The 23,117-nt window shown below is 72.2% G+C and carries 20 protein-coding genes; 11 read left to right on the top strand and 9 right to left on the bottom strand.

All coding sequences use genetic code 11. The features are described 5' to 3' along the window. Positions 1-161 precede the first annotated feature (161 nt). The 3 genes from ACIRL2_RS17630 to ACIRL2_RS17620 are packed head-to-tail and all read right to left on the bottom strand — an operon-like array spanning position 162 to position 2,831. Positions 162-1,175, bottom strand: coding sequence for an NAD(P)/FAD-dependent oxidoreductase (locus tag ACIRL2_RS17630; protein WP_402233013.1), 1,014 nt, complete (start codon positions 1,173-1,175; stop codon positions 162-164). After that, complete coding sequence (locus ACIRL2_RS17625) at positions 1,172-1,690, bottom strand: isoprenylcysteine carboxyl methyltransferase family protein (protein ID WP_395863807.1); 519 nt, start codon at positions 1,688-1,690, stop codon at positions 1,172-1,174. Before ACIRL2_RS17625 ends, ACIRL2_RS17630 begins: the two co-directional genes overlap by 4 nt. A 7-nt stretch (positions 1,691-1,697) precedes the next feature. After that, a complete protein-coding gene (locus ACIRL2_RS17620) occupies positions 1,698-2,831 on the bottom strand; it encodes a type III polyketide synthase (RefSeq protein WP_395864069.1) in 1,134 nt (377 codons plus the stop codon). Positions 2,832-2,923: 92 nt separating this feature from the next. On the opposite strand from ACIRL2_RS17620, the gene ACIRL2_RS17615 reads away from it, so the two are divergent. From ACIRL2_RS17615 to ACIRL2_RS17595, 5 genes are all read left to right on the top strand, one after another. Further along, the gene (locus ACIRL2_RS17615; RefSeq protein ID WP_395863809.1) at positions 2,924-3,853 is read left to right on the top strand and encodes a UbiA family prenyltransferase; all 930 of its coding nucleotides are present in this window, start codon (positions 2,924-2,926) and stop codon (positions 3,851-3,853) included. 261 nt (positions 3,854-4,114) lie between these two features. Continuing rightward, positions 4,115-5,020, top strand: coding sequence for an ABC transporter substrate-binding protein (locus ACIRL2_RS17610; RefSeq protein WP_395863811.1), 906 nt, complete (start codon positions 4,115-4,117; stop codon positions 5,018-5,020). Positions 5,021-5,135: 115 nt separating this feature from the next. Beyond that, a complete protein-coding gene (locus ACIRL2_RS17605) occupies positions 5,136-6,050 on the top strand; it encodes an amino acid ABC transporter permease (RefSeq protein ID WP_395863813.1) in 915 nt (304 codons plus the stop codon). Next, the gene (locus tag ACIRL2_RS17600; protein WP_395863815.1) at positions 6,047-6,853 is read left to right on the top strand and encodes an amino acid ABC transporter ATP-binding protein; all 807 of its coding nucleotides are present in this window, start codon (positions 6,047-6,049) and stop codon (positions 6,851-6,853) included. The genes ACIRL2_RS17605 and ACIRL2_RS17600 overlap by 4 nt, the downstream gene beginning before the upstream one ends. Positions 6,854-6,997: 144 nt before the next feature. Further along, entirely contained in the window at positions 6,998-8,338 is a 1,341-nt protein-coding gene (locus tag ACIRL2_RS17595; RefSeq protein WP_395863817.1) for a class I SAM-dependent methyltransferase, read from the top strand. Positions 8,339-8,391: 53 nt separating this feature from the next. Here the strand turns inward: ACIRL2_RS17595 and ACIRL2_RS17590 are convergent, their stop codons facing one another. Then, complete coding sequence (locus ACIRL2_RS17590; protein ID WP_395863819.1) at positions 8,392-9,822, bottom strand: PLP-dependent aminotransferase family protein; 1,431 nt, start codon at positions 9,820-9,822, stop codon at positions 8,392-8,394. A gap of 46 nt (positions 9,823-9,868) precedes the next feature. On the opposite strand from ACIRL2_RS17590, the gene ACIRL2_RS17585 reads away from it, so the two are divergent. After that, positions 9,869-10,411, top strand: a complete 543-nt coding sequence (locus ACIRL2_RS17585; RefSeq protein ID WP_402233007.1) for a carboxymuconolactone decarboxylase family protein — start codon at positions 9,869-9,871, stop codon at positions 10,409-10,411. 12 nt (positions 10,412-10,423) lie between these two features. Here ACIRL2_RS17585 and ACIRL2_RS17580 read toward each other — a convergent pair whose 3' ends face one another. Then, the gene (locus tag ACIRL2_RS17580) at positions 10,424-11,263 is read right to left on the bottom strand and encodes an SAM-dependent methyltransferase (protein WP_395863823.1); all 840 of its coding nucleotides are present in this window, start codon (positions 11,261-11,263) and stop codon (positions 10,424-10,426) included. A gap of 375 nt (positions 11,264-11,638) precedes the next feature. Between ACIRL2_RS17580 and aspS the strand changes: the two genes are divergently transcribed. After that, entirely contained in the window at positions 11,639-12,946 is a 1,308-nt protein-coding gene (gene aspS / locus ACIRL2_RS17575; RefSeq protein ID WP_395863825.1) for an aspartate--tRNA(Asn) ligase, read from the top strand. 101 nt (positions 12,947-13,047) lie between these two features. On the opposite strand, the gene ACIRL2_RS17570 is transcribed toward aspS, so the two are convergent. Together ACIRL2_RS17570 and ACIRL2_RS17565 are read right to left on the bottom strand one after the other, a co-directional pair. Then, positions 13,048-14,562, bottom strand: a complete 1,515-nt coding sequence (locus ACIRL2_RS17570) for an RNA polymerase sigma factor (protein ID WP_395863827.1) — start codon at positions 14,560-14,562, stop codon at positions 13,048-13,050. Between the two features lie 1,045 nt (positions 14,563-15,607). Then, the gene (locus ACIRL2_RS17565; protein ID WP_402233002.1) at positions 15,608-16,462 is read right to left on the bottom strand and encodes an NAD(P)H-binding protein; all 855 of its coding nucleotides are present in this window, start codon (positions 16,460-16,462) and stop codon (positions 15,608-15,610) included. A 179-nt stretch (positions 16,463-16,641) separates the two neighbouring features. Between ACIRL2_RS17565 and ACIRL2_RS17560 the strand changes: the two genes are divergently transcribed. Next, positions 16,642-17,061: a VOC family protein gene (locus tag ACIRL2_RS17560; protein WP_402232999.1), complete on the top strand. Its 420-nt coding sequence runs from the start codon at positions 16,642-16,644 to the stop codon at positions 17,059-17,061. A 5-nt stretch (positions 17,062-17,066) separates the two neighbouring features. Here ACIRL2_RS17560 and ACIRL2_RS17555 read toward each other — a convergent pair whose 3' ends face one another. Together ACIRL2_RS17555 and ACIRL2_RS17550 are read right to left on the bottom strand one after the other, a co-directional pair. Beyond that, a complete protein-coding gene (locus ACIRL2_RS17555) occupies positions 17,067-17,936 on the bottom strand; it encodes an AraC family transcriptional regulator (RefSeq protein ID WP_395863833.1) in 870 nt (289 codons plus the stop codon). Positions 17,937-17,997: 61 nt separating this feature from the next. Continuing rightward, on the bottom strand, positions 17,998-19,548 hold the full coding sequence (locus ACIRL2_RS17550) for an acyl-CoA carboxylase subunit beta (protein ID WP_402232996.1): 1,551 nt from the start codon (positions 19,546-19,548) through the stop codon (positions 17,998-18,000). Between the two features lie 343 nt (positions 19,549-19,891). Here ACIRL2_RS17550 and ACIRL2_RS17545 point away from each other — a divergent pair, with 343 nt between their 5' ends. From ACIRL2_RS17545 to ACIRL2_RS17535, 3 genes are all read left to right on the top strand, one after another. Continuing rightward, the gene (locus tag ACIRL2_RS17545; protein WP_395863837.1) at positions 19,892-20,782 is read left to right on the top strand and encodes an SIS domain-containing protein; all 891 of its coding nucleotides are present in this window, start codon (positions 19,892-19,894) and stop codon (positions 20,780-20,782) included. Positions 20,783-20,864: 82 nt separating this feature from the next. Then, positions 20,865-21,797 (top strand): 1-phosphofructokinase family hexose kinase, encoded by a 933-nt coding sequence (locus ACIRL2_RS17540; RefSeq protein ID WP_402232994.1) that lies wholly within the window; start codon positions 20,865-20,867, stop codon positions 21,795-21,797. Positions 21,798-22,013: 216 nt separating this feature from the next. Then, on the top strand, positions 22,014-22,871 hold the full coding sequence (locus tag ACIRL2_RS17535) for a ketose-bisphosphate aldolase (protein WP_395863841.1): 858 nt from the start codon (positions 22,014-22,016) through the stop codon (positions 22,869-22,871). Positions 22,872-23,117 lie beyond the last annotated feature (246 nt).

The following is a 23,117-nucleotide window of genomic DNA, read 5'->3' as shown; positions in this document are numbered from 1 at the left end:
GTGGAAGCCCGCCGGACGTTGCCACAGGCTCCGGACAGCGGGGCGATCCCCGCCGGAGTGTGCGCCCTCCTCGGGCGCGCCTGGGCAATACGGTCCCCGATCCCGTCATCCCGCGGTCCTGTGATCCCCCGATCCCGCAGTCCCGCGGCCCCGATCCCGACCTACGCCAACGCGTTGACGATCGTGCCGAACACCCGTGGCAGGCGGTGGGCCGCGGGGACGATCAGGCGGGCCGTGTGTGGGTGGGAGCGGGCGGTGAGGAGGGATTCGGTGAGCAGGCGGTGGCGGAGGGAGAGCCGGCGCCAGTCGGATTCGTAGCGTTCGGGGCTGCCCGCGACGAGGGCGGCGACCAGGGCTCGGGCCGAGGCCAGGGCCAGCGCGACGCCCTCGCCGGTGAGCGCGTCGGTGTAGCCGGCCGCGTCGCCGACGAGCAGGACGCGGCCCGCGACCCGGGTGCGGACCCGGCGGCGCAGTGGCCCCGCGCCGCGCACCTCGCCGGCCGCCGCGCCCGCCAACCGATCCCGCAGCGCCGGGAAGGCGGCGAGGTGGTCGTCGTAGGAACGACCGCGCGGCCCCAGCATCGCGACGCCGACCAGGTCCGGGCCCACCGGCGTCACGTACGCCTCGCCGCGCGGCGACCAGTGCACCTCGACGAAGTCGGTCCACGGTGCGACCTCGAAGTGCCGGCGCAGCCCGTACCGCCGGGCCCGGCGATCCGGCACGGCGGGCCCGAGGGTGGCCCGGATCGGAGAGTGCAGGCCGTCGGCGGCCACCAGCCAGTGCGCGCTCAGCCCGGCCGCGGTCACCCCGTGCGCGTCCTGCCGCACGTCGGTGACCCGCCCGACCCTGTGCTCCACGCCCAGCGCCAGCGCCCGTTCGTACAGCGCGGCGTGCAGCGTGGTCCGCCGTACGCCCAGTCCCGGTCCCTCCCGGAATCTCGCCTGCACCGCGTGCCGGGTGTCCAGGTACCGGATCCCGGCCAACGGCCGCCCCGCGGGCGTGATCCCCAGCCGGGCCAGCGCGGCAACGCCCGTCGGCATCAGCCCCTCGCCGCACGCCTTGTCCACCGGCGCCGGCCGCGGCTCCACGACCACCACGCGCAGCCCCGCGAGCGCGCCGTGGATCGCGGTGGCCAGACCCGCCGGCCCACCGCCGGCGACGAGCAGGTCGATCACGCGGTCGCCGCCGACAGCGCGGTCGACTCGCAGCGGATCCGGACCACCATCAGCGCGGCGTTGAGTCCGGTGAACGCGAGCGCGGTGACCCACGCGCCGTGCACGAGCGGCAGGGCCAGGCCCTCGACCGCGACCGCGACGTAGTTGGGGTGCGGCAACCAGGGCAGCCGGTACGGCCCGGTGCGCACCAGCGGAAGTCCCGGCACCACCACGACCTGGGTGTTCCAGCGCGGCCCCAGCGCCGTGATGCACCACCAGCGCAGCGCCTGCGCGGCGAGCACGAGGGCGAACATCGACCACCCGAACCAGGGCACGAACGGTCGGTCGCCCAGCCCCACTTCCAGGACGCACGCGGCCAGCAGGCCGACGTGCAGCACGACCATCGGCGGGTAGTGCCCCTGTCCGCTGACCACGCCGCCCCGGGCCAGGCTCCAGGCCAGGTTGCGCCGGGAGACCACCAACTCGGCGACGCGTTCGAGGGCGACCAGGCCCACCAGTGCGAAATACCAGTACATCCCCGACCTACCACTCCAGGAGGACGAGCTCGGAGCAGAACCCCGGGCCCATCGCGATCATCAGGCCCGGCGTACCGGGATCGGGCCGGGCGGCCATCGTGTCGCGCAGCACGTGCAGCACCGAGGTGGACGACAGGTTTCCGGTCGAGGCCAGCGAACGCCACGTCAGGTCCAGGGCGCCGGCCGGGAGTTCGAGCGTCTCGGCGACCGCCTCGAGCACCTTCGGGCCGCCCGGGTGGCAGACCCACGCGGTGATGTCGGCCGGGGTCAGGTCGTGTTCGGCGAGGAAGGTCCGCACGTCGCCGCCCAAATACTCGCGGACCACGTCGGGGACGTCCGAGCCGAGCACGATCCGAAACCCGGAGCCGCTCACGTCCCAGCCCATCACCCGGGCCGAGTCCGGATACATGCGACTGCGGCTGGAGACCACCCGCGGTCCGCGCCCGGGCCCGGTCCGCGCGTCGCCGCAGGCGATCACCGCGGCCGCGCCGTCGCCGAACAGCGCGCCCGCGACCAGATTGGCGATCGAGGCGTCGTCGCGCTGGAGGGTGAGCGAGCACAACTCGACCGAGACCAGCGCGGCGACGTGCTCGGGCCACCCGCGCAGGTAGTCGTGCAGGCGGGCGATGCCGGCGGCGCCCGCGACGCAGCCGAGGCCGAACACCGGCAGCCGCTTGATGTCCGCGCGCAGGCCGAGCCGGCCGACCAGGCGCGCGTCGATCGAGGGCACCGCGAGGCCGGTCACCGTGGTGAACACGATCAGGTCCAGGTCGCGCGCGCTGAGCCCGGCGGCGCCGAGCGCGGACTCGACCGCCTCGGCCGCGAGCTCGACCGCGACGTCCAGGTAGGCGTCGTTGGCGGCGCCGAAGTCGTCGAGCTTGGCGTAGTGGTCCAGCGGCAGCGCCAGATGGCGGGTGTGCACCCGGGCACTCGCGTGCAGCCGATCCAGGACGCGGCGATCGGCGCCGGCGGGCAGGCACATCGCCGCGAACGCCTCGGTGATCTCGGCTTGCGGGTATCGGTGCGGCGGCAGTGCGCCACGGACGGCTGCGATGCGGGTCATGGCGTATCCCCGGCTGGATGAGGAGCGAAGACGCTGGGCGGCGAACGGAACCGGCGGCGAGCGGGAACGCTGGAACAGTGCCCAGCGGGAACACCGAACCCACGTCGTTTGCCCGCACTCGTCGCTCGCATGCGCCGGACGTACGCCGGCTACCCGGAGAGGACACCCACGTGAGTGAAGCCGCCACGCCGAGCGGAGCCACCCCGCACACCCCCGCACACCCCGGCGGGCGTCCCGCCGAACACGCGCCCGTGCTCGGCCTCCTGTTCGCCTGCCACCTCGGTCCGACGCTCGCCGTCACGGCCCTGACCACCGCGCTCGCCGTCGCGGCCGGGCGCGACGCCAAGGGTTGCGCGCTCGTCGGCGCGGCGGTGCTCAGCGGGCAGTTGTCGGTCGGCTGGTGCAACGACGCGGTGGACGCGGACCGCGATCGGGCCGCCGGGCGCATCGGCAAGCCGGTCGTCGCCGACCTGGTCACGGCCGAACGGGTGGCACTCGCCGCCCGAACCGCGCTCGTGGCGTGCGTACCGCTGTCCTACGCGTCGGGGCCGGCGGCGGGCACCGCGCATTTGGTCGGGGTGGGTGCCGCGTGGGCGTACGACCTCGGGGTCAAGGGCACCGTCGGGTCCTGGGTGCCCTACGCGGTCGGCTTCGCGAGTCTGCCCGCGTTCGTCGCGTTCGGGCTGCCCGGGCGGCCCGCGCCCGCGTGGTGGGTCGTCTCCGCCGCCGCGCTGCTGGGCTGTGGCGCGCATCTGGCGGACGCGCTGCCGGACCTGGGTGTCGACCACGCGGGCGGCGTACGCGGCCTGCCGCACCGGCTCGGCCCGACCGGGATCCGCACGCTCACCCCGCTGCCGCTGCTCGGCGCCACCGCGTTGCTCGCGTACGGCCGACCGGACCGGGCCGGCCGGCTCGCGCTGGCCGGTGCCGGCGTACTGGCCGCCGCGGGCGCGCTGCTCGGCGGCCGACGCCCCGCCGTTCCGTTCGCCACCGCGATCGGTGTCGCCGCGATCGACGTGGCGCTCCTGCTGCGCCGGGGGACCGGCATCGCCCGCGCCGGCTCACGCGCCGTCCGGCGAGTATCACGCCAATGCGCGTAGACCCCGGCCGGCCAGAGCCGTTTCGGTATGCCCTGGAAAATCGCCCGATGGGATGAAATGTCCCCATCGCTGCTTGACATTCTGTCAAATTGGATCTTCGTAATTAACAATCTGTCCCATTGTCCCGTACAGAGCACCAGGAAATCATTCATGCCCATAGCTCGATCCCGGATTCGCCCAAACCGCCCGCAGATCGGGCACCGCGAGTCAGCTCGTGCCATGCCGGCCACCCTGTCCCCTCATACCTGGAGGAACCCGCACATGAGCGGACGCCTTACCCACCGCCGCCTGATCGCCTGTGCCGCAACCCTGGTCGCGGGCTCCATGCTCCTGACCGGCTGTGGGGACGATGGCGGCGACAGCGCGCTCGGCAAGAAGGACGAGAACGCGCCGTTCTTCAAGATGCTCCCGCCGGACGTCCAGAAGTCCGGCAAGCTCAAGATCGGCTCGGAGATCGCGTACGCACCGATCGAGTTCATGAAGGGCGGCAAGGCCGTCGGCGTGGACCCCGAGCTGGCCGCCGCGCTCAGCAAGCAGCTCGGTGTCAAGTACGAGTACAAGAACTCCCCGTTCGACTCGCTGATCACCGGGATCACCTCCAAGCGCTTCGACCTGGTCATGTCCGCGATGACCGACAAGAAGGAGCGGCAGGGCCAGGGCCTGGCGTTCGTCGACTACTTCCGCGCCGGCACCTCGATCCTGGTGCAGAAGGGCAACCCGCAGAACATCAAGTCGCTCGACGACCTGTGCGGGAAGATCGTCGCGCTCCAGCAGGCGACGACCAACGAGGACGTCGCCACCGCCCAGTCCAAGAAGTGCGAGGAGTCGGGCAAGGGCGCGATCACGATCCAGAAGTACGAGCACGACGGCGAGGCCCTGCTCAAGCTCAAGAGCGGTGCCGCCGTCGCCGACCTCAACGACTTCCCGGTCGCCGCGTACAACGCGCAGACCTCCGGTGACGGCAAGGACTTCGAGGTCACGGGCGAACAGATCGATGCCGGCCTCTACGGCATCGGCGTCGGCAGGGACAACCAGCAGCTCCAGCAGGCGCTGAAGTCGGCCCTGGAGGCGCTGATCAAGAACGGCGAGTACGCCAAGATCCTGAACAACTGGAAGGTCGAGGCCGGCGCCGTCACCGAGGTCACCATCAACGGCGGCACCTCCTGATCCGAGGTCCGGCCCCGCCCGCCCAGCGGCGGCGGGGCCGGACCCGGCGGACCGTCCCACCGGGCCACCCCGTGCCCGCGCCCGCACTCGTGCTCCAAGAGGAGGTCACCTTCCCGTGACCACACCCCCAACCCCCGCGGCCGACAAACAGCCGGCCAAACGGGAACACATCAAAGCGATCCCCGTGCCGCACTACGGCCGTTGGGTCGCCGCCGTCGTGGTTCTGGCCCTGGTCGGCCTCCTGATCAACGCGTTCGCGAACGCGAAGATCCACTGGAGCGTGACCGGCGAGTACCTGTTCGACGAACAGATCATCAAGGGCGCAGTCAACACGCTGAAGATCAGCCTCTACTCGATGGCGCTCGGGCTCGTACTCGGCGTGCTCGCCGCGATCGGGCGACTGTCCGGCAATCCGGTCACCGCGACCGTCTCGTCGGTCTACATCTGGTTCTTCCGCGGCACGCCGGTTCTGGTCCAGTTGCTCATCTGGGGCAACCTCGCGCTGATCTTCCCGACCATGTTCGGCCATAACACCAACAACTTGATCACCCCGATCTGGGCGGCGCTGCTCGGCCTCGGCATCAACGAGGGCGCGTACATGGCCGAGATCGTGCGATCGGGCATCCAGTCCGTCGACGAGGGCCAGACCGAGGCGGCCCACGCGCTCGGCATGTCCAAGGGCCGTACCCTGCGCCGGATCGTGCTGCCGCAGGCGATGCGGGTGATCGTGCCGCCCACCGGCAACGAGTTCATCAACATGCTCAAGACGTCCTCGCTGGCCAGCGTGGTGGTCTACCCCGAGGTGCTGCAGAAGGCCAAGGACGTGTACACCAACAACCTCGCGGTGATGGAGCTGCTCTTCGCGGCCTGCTTCTGGTACCTGCTGCTGACCACCGTCTTCAGCATCGGCCAGTACTACCTGGAACGCCGCTTCTCGCGCGGGGCCAGCCGGGCGCTGCCGCCCACCCCGCTCCAGCGGATCAGGGCCAACCTGTTCCCGACCCGGCGTTCGGGAGTCGAGATCCGATGACGACCAACTTCGACAAGCCCGCGCCCGGGGCGGCCGGCTCCGGGCAACCCATGGTCAAGGCCGAGGACGTCTGCAAGTCGTTCGGCCCGCTGGAGGTGCTCAAGGGCATCGACCTGGAGGTAGGCGCCGGCGAGGTCATGTGCATCGTCGGCCCCTCCGGCTCCGGCAAGTCCACCTTCCTGCGCTGCATCAACCACCTGGAGAAGGTCAACGCCGGGCGGTTGTGGGTGGACGGCGAACTCGTCGGCTACCGGGAGAAGGACGGCAAGCTCTACGAGCTGCGCGACAGCGAGGTCGCGCTCAAGCGGCGCGACATCGGCATGGTGTTCCAGCGCTTCAACCTCTTCCCGCACATGACCGCCGCGGGCAACATCATGGAGGCGCCCACCCAGGTCAAGGGCATCAGCAAGCCCGCCGCCCGGGAGCGCGCGCACCAACTCCTGGAGCGGGTCGGCCTGGGCGACAAGGCGGACGCCTACCCCGCCCAGCTCTCCGGCGGCCAACAGCAGCGGGTGGCCATCGCCCGCGCGCTGGCCATGGACCCCAAGCTGATGTTGTTCGACGAGCCGACCTCCGCGCTCGACCCCGAACTCGTCGGCGAGGTCCTCGACGTCATGCGCGGCCTCGCCGAGGAGGGCATGACGATGATCGTGGTCACCCACGAGATGGGCTTCGCGCGCGAGGTCGGCGACTCGCTGGTGTTCATGGACGACGGACTCGTGGTCGAGGCGGGGGTGCCCCGCGAGGTGCTGAGCAACCCGCAGCACGACCGCACGAAGGCGTTCCTGTCCAAGGTGCTGTGACCGGCCGGACACGATGTGCTCCGTCCGGGGCGGTGATCCGCCCCGGACGGAGCAATTCCGTTCGCGCTCCGCGTCGATTGGGGTAGGGGCAACGGTGTAGCCCGGATCGGGAGTCCGGGGTTCCACACCGCGGAGGAATCCGTCATGCCGCACACCGCCAACCGCCTGGCCGCGCTGACCCAGCAGGTACTCGGCCGCCCGTCGCCGATTCGGATCCGGGCCTGGGACGGCAGCGAGGCGGGGCCTCCGGACGGCCCGACCCTGGTCGTCCGCAACCGACGCGCGCTGCGCCGGCTGATGTGGAAGCCGGGCGAGCTGGGCTTCGCGCGCGGCTGGGTGTCCGGCGACCTGGACGTGGACGGCGACCTCTACGACGCGCTGGACCGACTGGCCGGCATCGCCCTGCACCGCGACGAGCCGCCGCCCGTGAGCGCCCCGGCGGCCAAGGCGGTCGCCATCCGCACCCACCACCCCGAGCGCCCGCTGCCGTCCGTGCGGGCCGCGCTCGGCGCGCTGCGCCCGATGGGCGAGGCGCTCACCCTGACCGGCCTGCCGGTACCGCCGCCCGCGCCCGCCGAGGAGGTCCGCCGCCGCCGGGGCATGCTGCACAGCCTGCGCCGCGACCAGGAGGCGATCCGGCACCACTACGACGTCGGCAATGAGTTCTACGCGCTGATCCTGGGCCCCTCGATGGTCTACTCGTGCGCCTACTGGGACCGCCCCGACGCGACCCTGGAGGACGCCCAGCGGGCCAAGCTCGACCTGGTCTGCCGCAAGCTGGCGCTGGGCCCGGGGATGCGGCTGCTGGACGTGGGCTGCGGGTGGGGGTCGATGGCGCTGCACGCCGCCGAGCACTACGGCGTGCAGGTGGTCGGCATCACCATCTCGCGCGAACAGGCCGACCTGGCCCGCAAACGGGTCTCCGAGGCGGGGCTGACCGGCCGGGTCGAGATCAGGATCCAGGACTACCGCGAACACGCCGACGGCCCCTACGACGCGATCTCCTCGATCGGCATGGCCGAACACGTGGGCCGGATCCGCTTCCGTGAGTACGCCGACTCGTTGTACGAACTCCTGCGTCCCGGCGGCCGGTTGCTCAACCACCAGATCGCCCGCCGCCCTGCGCGGGACGAATCCGCCTACCACGTCGACGAGTTCATCGACCGCTACGTCTTCCCGGACGGCGAGCTGACGCCGGTGGGCAGCACGGTGTCGGTGCTGGAGGAGGCGGGCTTCGAGGTGCGGGACGTGCACGCGCTGCGCGAGCACTACGCGACCACGCTGCGCGCGTGGGTGGCCAACCTGGAGGCCGCCCGGGACCGCGCCACCCGGCTGACCTCACCGGGCAGGGTCCGGGTCTGGCGCCTGTACATGGCCGCCTCGGCCCTGGCCTTCGAACAGAACCGCATCGGCGTCAACCAGATCCTGGCGGTCAAGACCCCCGCCTCGGGCCGCTCGGGCATGCCGCCGACCCGGACGATGTGACCGGCGGGCGCACGTGCCCCGAAGCGCGGCGCCGCCCGCGCCCGAAGTCCGCCCTACTCGCCCTCCGCCGGCGGCAGTGACCGGCACAGCGCCTCCACCGCCGCCGGGTACGCGTGGTCCGGGGGCGTCGCGTAGCCGACCACCAGGCCGTCCGGAGCCGAGCCCGTCGCGTCCGGGTGGCGGAAGGCGGCCAGGCCGTCGAGGGCCAGGCCCTGCCAGGTGGCGGCCTTGACCGCGGCGGACTCGGTGCCGGGCGGCAGGCGCAGCACGGCGTGCAGGCCGGCGGCGATGCCGGTCGCGGTGACGTGCGGGGCGTGTTCGGCCAACGCGGCGAGCAGATGGTCCCGGCGGGCGCGATAGCGCCGGCGCATCCGGCGGATGTGCCGGTCGTAGTGGCCGCCCTCGATGAAGTCGGCGAGGGTGAGCTGATCGGTGACACCGGCCCACGCCTCGCGCAGGCCCTTCACCGCCAGGACGTCGTCGACCAGGTGCTCGGGCAACACCATCCAGCCGAGCCGGATCGCGGGGGACAGGCTCTTGCTGACCGAGCCCACGTACACCACGCGGTCCGGATCCATGCCCTGGACCGCGCCCACCGGACGCCGGTCGTAGCGGAACTCGCCGTCGTAGTCGTCCTCCAGCACGATCCCGCCCCGGGCCCGTGCCCAGTCCAGCACGGCGACCCGTCGCTCGGGCGACAACGGGCCGCCGGTGGGGAATTGGTGAGCCGGCGTCAGCACGGCCACGCGCGCGTTCGCCCGCGCGGCCAAAGCGTCGGTGTCGGCGCCCTGTTCGTCGATGTCCAGGGGCAGCGTGCGGATCGATGCCGCGTCCAGGATCGAGCGGTGGAAGGCGAGCCCGTACGACTCCACGGCGGCCGGCCCGCGCAGCACACCGGCGAACAGCAGCCGCAACGCGTGCGCGAAGCCGGAGCAGATCACGATGCGATCCGGATGGGTACGCACCCCGCGCACCCGCGCGAGGTAATCGGTCAGCGCGGCCCGCAACTCCGGACGCCCCTGCGGATCGCCGGGTCCGAACGCCTCGTTCGGCGCGGCGTTCAGCGCCCGGCGGGCGGACGCGACCCACGCGGTACGTGGGAAGGACGCCGCGTCCGGCTGCCCCTGGCGCAGATTGTGGGTCGAGCCGGCGGACCGCGCGGGCAGTTCGGTGCGGGCGCGGCGGCGCGGCGCGGCGAGCGGTTCGACCCGCCGGGCGACCCGGGTCCCGGAGCCCTGACGCGCCGTCAGCCAGCCTTCCGCAACCAGCTCGGCGTACGCGTCGGCGACCGTGTTCCGGGCGATGCCCAGATCGGCGGCGAGTGACCGGTACGGCGGCAGCGGCGTGTCCGGTGCCAGCCGACCGGTGCGGATCGCCGTCCGGATCGCCCCGATCAGCACCGCCCGCCGGCTGCCCGTACCGGACAACTCCAGATGCAGGTCACGGCCGCTCCACTCGGCGGAATTGACCTCGTCTTCCGACATGGAACTGCACCCTATACCAGGTCTCTTTCGCGCCTACCTTCGTCACATGAGCTTCGTCGACATGAGCAGCGAGCACCGCACCGAACGGCCCACCGAGGCCGCCCCCGAACCCCCTTCCCACCCCGATCCCGAGGCCCGCCGCGTCGACTTCGCCCGCGCCGTACCCAAGGTGTTCAAGGCCCTGATCGGTTTCGACGCCGCCGCTCGGGAGGGACTGGACCCCGCGCTGGTCGAACTGGTCCAGATCCGCGTCTCGCAGCTCAACGGCTGCGCGTACTGCCTGCACATGCACTGGACCGACGCGCACAACGCGGGCGCGAACGACGAACGCCTGGCCCTGGTCGCGCTCTGGCGCGAGGCCGCGCACTTCTTCACCGAGCGGGAACGGGCCGCCCTCGCGCTGACCGAGGCGCTGACCCTGGTCGCCGCCGACGGCGTCCCGGGCCACGTCTACGCCCGGGCCGCAGACCGATTCGACGAAGGCGAACTGGCCCACCTGATGGCCCTGATCCTCGCCGTCAACACCTGGAACCGGATCGCGATCGGCACCGGCAAGCTCGCCGGCACCGACCAGCGCGCGAAGCGGTGACGACCGCCCCGGCTACGGCTTGCGGGCCACCGCGCCCAGGACCAGGCGCTGGGTGACCGAGAGGGTCGCCTCGTCCACCGGCTCCTCGGGCCGCCACAGGTCGATGTAGACCAGGCCCGGGTCGGCCGTCTCCAGACCCTCCAGGTAGGCCGCGATCTCCTCGCGCTCGCGGAAGCGCCCGCTCTTGTGCGAGCCCTGCATGACCCGCTCCAACTGCTCCGACTCCGGGCCGCTGTGCAGGAAGTGGGTCAGGAACAGCCAACTCCCGGACGGCAACGCGTCGAGGTAGGTGCGCACCAGCCCGGCCGGATCCTCGTCGTCGTTGATGTGGTGGATCACGCCCAGCAGCATCAACGCGATCGGCCGATCGAAGTCGATCAGGCGCAGCAGGTCCGGGTTCTTCAGGATCGACTCGGGCTCGCGCAGGTCGGCGGTGATCACCGTGGTGCGGTCGTTCTCGGCGAGCAGCGCGCGACCGTGCGCGAGCACGATCGGGTCGTTGTCGACGTAGACCACGGTGGTCTCAGCCGCGATCGCCTGGGCGACCTGATGGGTGTTCTGCGCGGTGGGCAGACCCGATCCGATGTCGACGAACTGGCGGATGCCCTGTTCGACCAGGAAGCGCACGCCCCGGTGCAGGATCCGTCGATGGGCGCCGGCGTCGTGTTCGAGATCGGGCGCCACCGCGATCAACTTGCGGGCCACCTCGCGGTCGGCGGCGTAGTTGTCCTTCCCGCCGATCAGGAAGTCGTAGATGCGCGCGACGCTCGGCACGTTGACATCGATGCCCGGCGGCGGTCGCTCACCGGCGGGCTCCGTCGACCACACTCGGTCTCCAGCGTTCTCGGTCATGATCTCGACACCTCGCGGCCGCCGGTTGGGGGTGGTGCGGCACACCGCCGATGGTAAACCGCAGGTAACGCGGCTGGTCATCAATCCCCGTGCTGCAAACGGCAGTTGGTGCCCACACGGGCGGACAAGTCGGCAGATGTACCGCCCTGTCGGGTCGCCCGCGCAGGCCCGATCGCAGGCTGTGGCGCGGCGGGCCCGGTGCCCGGCGGCCGGCCGGCGTTGCCTCGCCCCCGCTCCACCCCGTGCCTCCCGCCGCCGTTTAATCCGGCGACACCGCCGACCCGGCCACCTACGCTGACGATCTCCTCGGGTGGCCGTCTACCACCCGCCGTACCCGGCGCGACCAACGCGCCCGCAACCAAGGGAGTTGCCGCCATGCCGCGCGCCCTCGTCCGCGACCTGTCCGAACATCTCGACGAGAGGGTCACCGTCCACGGGTGGGTCGACACATTGCGCCGGCAGCGCCGCATGCAGTTCGTCGTGGTGCGCGACCACACCGGTCGGGTCCAGGTCACCCACCGCCGCGTCGGCGCCGACGACCCGATCGAGGCCGCCTTCGAGCAGGTCACCCCCGAGTCGGCGGTCCGGATCACCGGCCGGGTCGTGGCCAACGACGTGGTCCGACTCGGCGCTTTGGAACTGCTTCCCGAGCGGGTCGAGATCCTCTCGCGGGCCGAACCCGGGCTGCCGATCGACGCCCACACCGGCCCGGACCGTCGACTCGACTGGCGATTCCTCGACCTCCGGCGCCCCGACCGACGGCTGGTGCTCGACGTGCAGAGCACCGTCGAACAGGCGATGCGTCGGGTCACCGCGGCGGAGGGCTTCACCGAGCTGCACACACCCAAGCTGATGGGCACCGCGTCCGAATCCGGCGCCGAGGTGTTCACCGTCGACTACTTCGGCCGCCCGGCCTACCTGGCCCAGTCGCCACAGTTCTACAAGCAGATGGCGATCGCGGCCGGCATCGACAAGGTCTTCGAGATCGGCCCGGTCTTCCGCGCCGAGCCGTCCTACACGTCCCGGCACGCCACCGAGTTCACCGGCGTCGACGCCGAACTGGCCTGGATCGACGGGGTCGAGGACGTGATGGCCTTCGAGGAGCGGTTGTTGCGGGCGGTACTGGACGACGTCCGGTCCGTGCACGGGGCGTCGATCGAAGCACTCCTCGGCGTCGAGGTGACCGTCCCCGAGTTGCCGTTCCCGCGGATCACGATGGCCGACGCGCTGCGCCGACTGCGGGCCGAGGGGTGGGACCCGACCGGTACCCGGGTCGACCTGGACCCGGAGGGCGAACGCGCGCTGTCCGCGTCGATCGCGGCGGAGACCGGGCACGAGTTCGTCTTCGTGACCCGCTTCCCGGCCGGGATCCGGCCGTTCTACCACCTGCGTCCGGACGACGACCCCACGCTCACCGAGAGCTTCGACCTGCTGTGGAAGGGCGTCGAGATCACCACGGGCGCGCAGCGCGAGCACCGTCACGAAAGACTGCTCGCCCAACTGCGCGAGAAGGGCCTGGACGCGGCACCGCTCGCGTCCTACCTGGACTGCTTCCGCTACGGCATCCCGCCGCACGGCGGTCTGGGCCTGGGGCTGGGCCGACTGCTGATGCTGCTCCTGGACCTGCCGTCGATCCGGGACGCGACGTTCCTCTTCCGCGGTCCGCATCGGCTGACGCCCTGACGCCCTGACGGCGACGCCGGGGCGTGGCACGGAAGGTGTGGCGCCGGGTACGGACGGAGGCCGCCGGTGTGGCGGTCCGTCCGTACCCGGGGTCCTGCTGCCTAATCCAGGTAGTCGCGCAGCACCTGGGAGCGGGACGGGTGGCGCAGCTTCGACATGGTCTTCGACTCGATCTGGCGGATCCGCTCACGGGTGACCCCGTAGACCTTGCCGATCTCGTCGAGCGTCTTGGGCTGACCGTCGGTGAGCCCGAAGCGCATCGAGATCACGCCGGCCTCGCGCTCGGCGAGGGTGTCCAGGACCGAGTGGAGCTGTTCCTGGAGCAGCGTGAAGCTGACCGCGTCGGCCGGCCGGATCGCCTCGGTGTCCTCGATGAGGTCACCGAACTCGCTGTCGCCCTCCTCGCCGAGGGGGGTGTGCAGGGAGATCGGCTCGCGGCCGTACTTCTGCACCTCGACGACCTTCTCCGGGGTCATGTCGAGTTCCTTGGCCAGCTCCTCCGGGGTGGGCTCGCGGCCCAGGTCCTGGAGCATCTGGCGCTGCACGCGGGCCAGCTTGTTGATCACCTCGACCATGTGGACCGGGATGCGGATGGTCCGCGCCTGGTCGGCCATGGCCCGGGTGATCGCCTGGCGAATCCACCAGGTGGCGTACGTGGAGAACTTGAAGCCCTTCGTGTAGTCGAACTTCTCGACCGCACGAATGAGACCGACGTTGCCCTCCTGAATGAGGTCCAGGAAGAGCATGCCGCGACCCGTGTAGCGCTTCGCCAGCGAGACCACCAGGCGGAGGTTGGCCTCCAGAAGGTGGTTCTTGGCACGCTTGCCGTCCTCGGCGACGAGTTCGAGTTCGTGCCGGAACTGCGGGGTCAGGCCGGGCTCGGAGTCCAGCTTCTCCAACGCGAACAGGCCGGCCTCGATGCGCTTGGCGATCGACACCTCCTGCTCGGCGTTGAGCAGCGAGACCTTGCCGATCAGCCGCAGGTAGTCCTTGACCGGGTCCGCGGTGGCACCCGGCGTGGTGACCTGCTGCTGCGGTGCGTCGTCCTCGTCCGTGGTGAGGACGAAGCCGCTCGGACCGACCTCGGGAGCCGCCGCCTCGGCGGGCTCGTCGAACAGGTCCTCTTCGACCAGTGCCTCGTCGCCGTCCTTGGGGGCGGGCGACTCGACGGCGGTCGTCTCGGTGGTGGTGGTCTTCTTGGCCGCGGCCTTCTTCTTGGCTGCGGCCTTCTTCGGCTTCGGAGCAGATTCCACGACGGACTCTCCCGATTCCGTTGCCGCGGGCGTGACTTGCGCGGGCAAGGTCTCTGTGTTCTTGACACGGGTTGAGCGCGTGGATAGCGTCTTCTTGACAGATCGCCGAGTTGTGGCTACGTCTCTCCGTTGGGTCTCTTTGACCGGGTTGACGGTCAAGGTCACACCGGCCTCATCGAGGACCTCGTTGAGGCTACGGAGGATGCTCTTCCACTGCGTCGCAGGGATGGCATCGGTTTCGAAGGCTCGGCGTATGTCCTCGCCGGTAATCGATCCTTCGGCACGGCCACGCTCGATGAGCGCCACCAGAGATTCCGATTCGGCGATTCTGTTGGGAAGCGTGCTGGACGAGCTCGGGGTCACAAATAACCTCTCGGTTCACGCGGGCATGCTGCGGCGCCGCAACTACACCGAATCGATGACGCATCCGCGGGACCGGATCCGTCGGCGCTGCCGGCGCCACTCAAGGCATCGCTCCGATCGGTACAAGTGTTACGCCTCCGCGAGCGTGACCTGGGTCACGTCGGTCCGCAGGGGCTTCGAGCTGTGGGTTCCCCAGTGTGCGGGACGGCCCGCTGATCTGCGTGGTCGCGCCGGTGAGCCCGGGGTTCCGGGCCCGACGACACTGCCGTGGCCGGGGATCGACGATATCCGAGTGCCGATGCTGCGGGGTCGAATTTTCTCGTGGTGGTGCGGATCGGGTCGGGCATCGGCGTCGGTCGTGCGGTCCTGAACCTGTCTTGAGAATGCCCGCCTGCCGGCGCGTTACGCACGGGGCGGACCTCCTCGGTGCGGTGCGGGTGCCCGGGCCGGCTCCTCGGGGCGCCGCGGCCGGGCCGCCGGCGGGACCCGCGGAAAGCGGCGGGCGGGATTTCCTCGGTCGGGTCGGCGGTAATGCGTGCGGGCGGCGGACGCGGCGCGGAAATAGCGGTGCGCGGTGTGTGATTTCTTCGGCTATCCGAGTGACGGCGGGCGCGGTTGTGCGATGACGATCGGCGGGATAGGGCGGACGTGTCGACGCGGTAAAGGATCTCCGCCGCGATCTTCGTCGCACACTATTCGGCTAATCGATACGACAATCGAAGTGCGGCCGCGCGAGATCGATTCGGCGCGGTGATCGGGAGTCCGACGCGCGGAATAGTGGGCCGTGCGGAAGATGACGCGCGTGGATGACGCGCGAGTGATCGGTGGATCGATATACGGGTGCGCAAACGGGTGGTGAATTCGATCATCGGGCGGGTTAGCTGCGGGCCGGCGGGCCTGCCGTCCCGCAGCCGGCCGGGGCCGGGCCGGGCGCGCGCGTGCCGATGGGCGGCCGACGGCTCTGTTCGAGTCGTCGGCCGCCCATCGCGGCATCGGGTCCGGCGCGGTGTCGGGTCGGTGCGGGCCGGGCGGTCCGGCCGTGGGGTCAGGCAGACCAGACGCCGGTCGGGGCCGCCGCGCGGACGAAGTCGGTGAAGTCGCGGGCGGGGCGGCCCAGCGCGCGCTGCACGCCGTCGGAGATCTTGGCCTCCAGGCCGCGATGGATGCTGTTCAGGGCCGACGCCCACATGGTCGCGTCGAGTTCGGGCAGGCCCCGGGCGATCAGCTCGGCGGTGTACCCGGCCGGGTCGACCGGGACGTAGCGGGCCTGCCGGCCGGTCGCGGCGGCGATCTCGGCGAGGGCCTCGTCGAAGGTCACCGCCCGGGGCCCGGACAACTCGTACGTCTCGCCGGCGTGGCCGGGGTCGAGCAGGGCGGCCACCGCGACGGCGGCGATGTCCTCGGTGTCGACGAAGGACACCGACGCGGCGCCGGTCGGCAGCGTCAACTCGCCGGCGCGCACCTCGTCGCGGAAGAAGCCCTCGCTGAAGTTCTGCGCGAACCAGCCCGGACGCAGGATCGTCCATGCGATGCCCGAGGCGCGCAGGGCCGCCTCCAGGTCGAGGCGAGCCTGGTTGCCGGGGTCGTCGGCGGCGAAGTAGCCGGGGACGTCGGTGCCGCGCGCGGAGAGCAGCACGATGCGCTCGACCCCGGCGTCGGCCGCTCGGCGGACGAAGGCCGGACCGGTCGGGACACCGTCCAGGGGCACCAGGTAGACGGCGGAGACGCCGGCCAGCGCGGGGCCCCAGGTGCGGTCGTCGGTCCAGTCGAAGCGCTGCTCGGCGGAGCGGGAGGCGACACGCACGGCGGCGCCGCGGGCGCGGAGCGCGGTGACCACCCGGCTGCCGGTCTTGCCGGTGCCGCCGAGAACGAGGATGGGGAACTGCGTGGTTTCCGTCATGCGTCCAGCTTGATCCGGGCCGGGCCCGGCCGACATGGGCGAGAAACCGGGGGACATGTGCGTACGTCCGGGGCGACCGGGTGGGGTCGGGGCACGCCTGTTCCCGTTCGTCCAAGACCGGCGCGCCCGGCGCGAGCAGACTCGGAAGCGCGAGCATCGCACGATCGAAGGAGTCGACCATGTCGCAGACCGTCACGCCGATGATCTCCTACCAGGACGCCGCCGCCGCGCTGGACTGGCTGAGTCGGGCGTTCGGCTTCCGGGAGGTGACTCGGATCATGATGCCGGACGGTTCGGTGGGCCACGGTGAGGTGGCCACCCCGGAGGGCGGGCTGATCATGCTCGCCGAGCCGACGCCCGACTACCGCTCGCCCCGGCGGCACGCCGAGACCTGCGCGGACGCGGACAAGTGGTTGTCCGTGCCCTACGTGGTGGACGGCGTGCACGTCTACGTCGCCGACCTGGACGCGCACTTCGCCGTGGCCCGCGACGCGGGCGCGACCGTGTTGGCGCCGCCGCGCGACACCGGGCACGGGCGCGCCTACACCGTCGCCGACCCCGAGGGACATCGCTGGATGTTCGAGCAACTGCCCCGATAGCGGCGTTACGCCGCGTGGGTCGTGCGGTAGGCGGTGGGGCTCAGGCCGCGGACGCGCTTGAAGGCGGTGCTGAAGGCGAACGGGTCGGCGTAGCCGACCCGGCGGGCCACGGCGGCGACCGTGGCGTCCGGTTCGGTGAGCAATTCGGCGGCCAGGGCCATCCGCCACTCGGTCAGGTAGGTGAGCGGCGGCGTGCCGACCCGGGCGGTGAAGCGCTCGGCGAGGGAGGTGCGGGAGACGCCCGCCTCGGCGGCCAGGGCGGCGATCGTCCACGGCCGGGCCGGGGCGTCGTGGACCGCGCGCAGAGCGGTGCCGACGACGGGGTCGGCCAGGGCCAGGTACCACGCGGGCGGATGCGCCTCGGGGCGGTCGAACCAGGCGCGGAGCGTACAGACCAGCATCCAGTCGAGCAGCCGGTCCAGGACGAAGCTCTGGCCCGGCCGGTCGGCGGCGACCTCGGCGGAGACGAAGCCCAACACCGCCTCGCAACCCTGGTCGTCGGGGACGACCAAGGTTTGGGGGAGCGCGGCGGGCAGGCGACGGCCGATGTCGGCGTGCGCGCGGTAGGAGCCGCAGAGCAACTCGGCGAAGGCCCCGTCGTCCGGGTCCGAGTCCGTCCCCGTCTCGTGCCCCGGGCGCGCGTCGGCGACGAACGTGAACGGCGCGGGACCCCGGACCAGGGCGGCGTCACCCGGGCGCAGCGGGAGGGAGGGGCCGTCCTCGGGGACGAGTCGGCCGCTGCCGCGCACCACCGTGCACAGGGTCAACGGCGCGCCGGAGGTGATCCGTACGGAAGTCCCCGGGGGCAGCGCCCGTCGGTCGAAGAGCGCGTCGTCGGCCCTGATCCCGCGCAGCAGGTCACCCAAACCGTCCATGTGGCGAGCCTAGGTCCTGGCTCCGGAGCGCTCCCAGGGCGTGTCCTCAAGACACGTCTCTCTAGGGCAGGTAGCCGGGGCGGCGGTCCGGTTCGATCGGGCCGGTCAGTCGGGCTCGGGCGCGGGTCAGGCCGGTGAGCAGGGCGTCGCGGACCTCGGTCGGTGCGATCACGTCGTCGTAGGACAGCGCGTTCGCCGAGCGCCACGGGCCGCTCGCCTCGTTCGCGGTGAGCCGGCGGGTGGTGTCCGCGTCCTGCTTCGCGGCGGCGGCGCCCGCGGCGGCCGGGATGCCGCCGAGGGTGACGCCCGGCAGCGCGTACGACACGGTCTGCGCGTCGAACGGGTTCATGGCCATCACCGAACTGCCGAAGCCGAACGCCTTGCGCACCGTCAGGTGCAGCTTCGGAACGCGCAGGCGGTGCTGGGCGGCGAACAGTCGGGCCGCGGCGCGCAACACACCCGAACGCTCGGCGGCGGTGCCGGCCAGGACGCCGGGGTTGTCCGCGAGGAAGACCACCGGCAGGTGGAACGCGCCCGCGACGGACAGGAAGCGGGCGGCCTTGTCGGCGGCGTCCGCGTCGATGGTGCCCGCCCGGACCGCGGGTTGGTTCGCCAGGACCGCGACCGCGTGGCCGCCGAGACGGGCGAGCGCGGTGACGATCGAGGCGCCGTAGGCCGGCTGCAGTTCCAGGAGTGTGCCCGCGTCGAAGACCTCGGCCAGCACGGTCTTGACGTCGTACGGCCGGCGCGGGTCCGGCGGGATCAGGTCCAGGAGCGCCTCGGTGGCTCGCGGGGCGGTGTCGGTGTTGCCCGAGTCCGCTCCCGCGTACGGCGGATGTTGCCAGGCGTGTGACGGGAAGTAGGAGAGGTAGCGGCGGGCCAGGCGCAGCGCCGCCGCGTCGTCGCGAACGGCGTTGTGCGCGACGCCGCTGACTACGCAGTGCACCCCGCTGCCGCCGAGGGTGTGCTTGTCCACCCGCTCGCCGGTGGCGGCCTCGACCAGGGGTGGGCCGGCGGTGAAGAGCGCTCCGGTGCCTTCCACCATGATCACGAAATCGGACAGCGGCGCGGTGAGCGCGCCGTGCCCGGCGGACGGGCCGTGCACGATCGCGACGGTGGGGACCAGTCCGGCGAGGTCGGCCAGGGCCTGGAGGTCGTTGGGCGTGGCCGTGTGGCCGGCGAGCGCGTTGCCCGCCCGGTGGCCGGCGCCCTCGAGCAGGGTCACCAGCGGCGCGCGTTCCTGACCGGCCAGCCGGACGAGCCGGGCCCGCTTGGCGGCGGCGCCGGGGCCGATCGAGCCGCCCTGCACGGTGAAGTCCTCGGCGCCCACGAACACCGGGCGGCCGTCCAGCAGCCCCGAACCGGCCACGAACGCGTCGGCGGGGATGTCCGCGCCGCCGGTGAGCGTGCCCAGTTCCGCGAACGAGTCGTCGTCGAGGAGGGCCGCGACCCGGGCCCGGGCGGACATCCGGCCGGGGGCGGCGACCGTGTGGCGCGCGACCTTCGCCGGGCCGCCCATGGCTCGTGACCGGGTTCGGTGCTCCTCCAGATCGGCGAGCAGCGTTTGCCAGGCGGTCCGGTTGTCGGGGGCGGGACGTCCTTCGGTGTGCACGGATCTCCCGTCGGGTGGGGCGGGGCGGGTGTGTGGGGCGTGGGCTGCGGGCTGCGGGCTGCGGGCTGCGGGCTGTGGGCTCGTGGCGCCGGCCGGGTGGGCCGGGCCGCCTGAGCCGGGCCAATGTAGCGGCGGTCGCGTGCGGGCGACAGGGCCGAAGTCGCCGGGTGCGCGGCACGAGCGTGGTGGATATTTCAGATCGAATCCGGGTGAATCGGACCTCATCATGCTGAGCGGCATTGCTCATTCGTGCGTGAAACTGCTATCAAATGAATAGTTTCAAGCATGCGAGTGCAGCAGTGCGCAGTCCGCGCGGTGCTGCGCGCCAGGACCCGGGAGCGTCATGACGACCGTGAACCACACCACTGCCGAGATCGCCACTCAGCCCGATCTGTGGGCGCGTGCCGCCGCGCTGGCCGCGGACTGCGCCGGACTACCGAGCCCCGGTGAGCGGGTCGCGATCGTCGGATGCGGAACCTCGTGGTTCATCGGCCAGGCGTACGCGGTGCTGCGCGAGCGGGCCGGGCTCGGCGTCACCGACGCGTTCGCGGCCTCGGAGTTCCCGGGCGTACGGGACTACGACCGGGTCATCGCGTTGACCCGCTCCGGCACCACCACCGAGGTACTGCGGCTGCTGGCGGAGATCCGGGGCACGGTCGCCACCACCGCGATCACCGGCACGCCCGGGACGCCGATCGTGACCGCGGCGGACGAACTCGTGATGCTCGACTTCGCCGACGAGCGTTCGGTCGTGCAGACCCGGTTCGCCACCACCGCCCTCGCGCTGCTGCGGGCGCACGTCGGCGCGGACCTGGACGGGGCCGTACGGGACGCGAAGGAGGCCGTCGCGTGGCTGCCCGAGCCGGAGTTCGTGGGCGCGGAGCAGTTCACCTTCCTGGGCTCGGGCTGGTCGGTCGGGCTCGCGGCGGAGGCCGCGCTGAAGATGCGCGAGGCCGCCGGGGCGTGGACGGAGAGCTACCCGGTGATGGAGTACCGGCACGGGCCGATCAGCATCGCCGCGCCGAACCGGGTCACCTGGGTGTTCGGGCCGGTACCCGAGGGCCTGGCCGAGCAGGTCGCGGCCACCGGTGGCACGTTCGTGGCCGGAGCGCTCGACCCGATGGCGGAGCTGGTCCGGGTGCAGAAGCTCGCGGTCGCGATCGCGGAGAGCCGCGGCCTGAACCCGGACGAGCCGCGGCACCTCACCCGGTCCGTGGTGCTGGACGCGTCGTGAGGGACACGGTCGGCGCGGGTGTCGACGGCGGGCCTCGGGACGGGTCCGTCGGGTCCGTCGGGTCCGTCGGGCGGAGGGCGTTGTGATCGTCACGGTGACGCCGAATCCGGCCTGGGATGTCACCTACCACCTGGAACGCATGATCCGACACGGCGCGAACCGGCCGGCGTCGGTCGAGGGACGGGCCGGCGGCAAGGGCGTCAACGTCGCACGCGTGCTGCGCTCGCTCGGCGTCGCCGTCACCGCGGTGGCCCCGTTGGGCGGTGCCACGGGTGAGCGAATACGGGCCGACCTCGCGGCGGCGGACATCGCGTTGACGGCGGTGCCGGTGGAGGGCGAGACGCGCTGCACCACGACGATCGTGGAGACCGACTCGGGCGGCGCGACGTCGCTCAACGAACTCGGGCCCGCGCGGACCGCGCGGGAATGGGCTCTGGTGGTCGCGGCCACGGCCGAACTGCTGCCGGACGCCTCGGTGTTGGTGTTGTCCGGGAGTCTGCCGCCGGGCGTTTCGGCGAGCGGCTACGCGGAGTTGGTGACGCTCGCTCGGGCCGCGGGGGTGCCGGTGCTGCTGGACGCCTCGGGGCCGGCGTTGTCGGCCGGTGTCGCGGCCGGGCCGGACGTGGTCAAGCCGAACGCGGACGAGTTGCTCGCGGTGACGGGTGAGGCGGATCCGCTGCGGGCGGTCGCGCGGCTGGCGGGGACGGCGCGGGCCGGGACGGCGGTGGTCGCCTCGTTCGGTCCGGAGGGCATGCTCGCCGGGACCGACGAGGGCTGGTGGCGGGCGACGCCACCCACCTCGGTACGCGGCAACGCCACCGGCGCGGGTGACGCGGCCGTGGCGGCGCTGGCACGCGGGTTGGCCGAGGGCGGACCGTGGCCGGACCGGTTGCGGGACGCGGTGGCGCTGTCGGCGGCGGCGGTGGCGGCGCCGATGGCGGGCGACGTGGACGGCGAGTTGTACCGGACCTGGCTGCCGAGGGTGCGGGTCGATGTGGTGGAGCCGCCGCGATGAGGCCGCGCCGCGGGGTGGCCGGGACGCGGGCCGGTGGGTGTGCGGTCGGCTTGCGCGCGGTGGGGTGGGGTGGCGCGGGTGTGAGTGCGCGTCTTTTGGGTGCCGGTATGGGTGCCGGTGCCGGTGCCGGTGCCGGTGCCGGTGTGGGTTTGGGTGTTCGGGTGCCGGGGTGCTCGGGGCCGGTTGTTGTCGGGATCGTTCACGAGGAGAGATGACATGCCGTTGACCTCGACGGGGATATTGACCGACGCGGCGCGTGCGGACGGGGTCGGGGTGGCCGCGTTCAACGTGATCACGCTGGAACACGCCGAGGCGGTGCTGATCGCGGCGGAGGAGGCGGGACTGCCGGTCGTGGTGGCGATCAGCGAGAACGCCGTCAAGTTTCGGCGTGGGCGGCTGGGTCCGTTCGCGGCGGCGTGCCGGGCGCTCGCGGAGGAGGCGGCCGTACCGGTCGCGTTGCACCTGGACCACGTCGAGTCGGTGGATCTGCTGACGGCCACCGAGGGGACCGGGATCAGCTCGGTCATGTTCGACGCGTCGCGGCTCGCCTACGCGGAGAACGTGGCGGCCACTTCGGACGCGGTGGCCTGGGCGCACGATCGCGGGATCAGCCTGGAGGCCGAGCTCGGCGAGGTCGGCGGAAAGCCGGGCCATCCCGCGCTCGACGCGCACGCGCCGGGGGCTCGCACGGATCCGGACGAGGCCGCCGCGTACGTGCGGGCGACCGGGGTCGACGCGTTGGCCGTGGCGGTCGGCAGCAGTCACGCGATGCTGGACCGTACCGCCACGCTCGACCACGACCTGATCGCGCGGTTGCGCGCGGCGGTGGACGTGCCGCTGGTGTTGCACGGGTCCTCGGGGGTGCCGGACGCGGAGCTGCGGCGGGCGGTGGGTGCGGGGATGACGAAGATCAACGTGGGCACGGCGCTGAACATCGCCTACACCGGCACGCTGCGGTCGCGGCTGGTCGCCGAGCCGGGGAAGGCCGATCCGCGGCCGGCGCTGGTCGCTGCGCGGTCGGCGATGGTGGATGCGGTCGGTGGGCTCTTGCGGGTGATCACCGGCGCGGTCTAGCGCCTTTGTCCTCAAACGCCGGACGGGCTGGTGGGGTTCGCGTGGACGGTTGCCGTCCGCGGTGGGGGGCCTTGGGTTGTCCTCAAGCGCCGGACGGGCTGATTGGTTTGCCCGCGTTTTGGTCTGCGGCTGCGGAGGGTGGCTCGTTGCCGGGTCGGTGCGGTTCGCGGGGCGGCCGGGTGGGTTTCGGGTTGTCCTCAAGCGCCGGACGGGCTGGTGGGGTTCGCGTGGACGGTTGCCGTCCGG

Source organism: Embleya sp. NPDC127516 (assembly GCF_044765325.1).
Lineage (GTDB): Bacteria > Actinomycetota > Actinomycetes > Streptomycetales > Streptomycetaceae > Embleya.
This window is presented reverse-complemented; position numbering and strand designations above follow the sequence as displayed.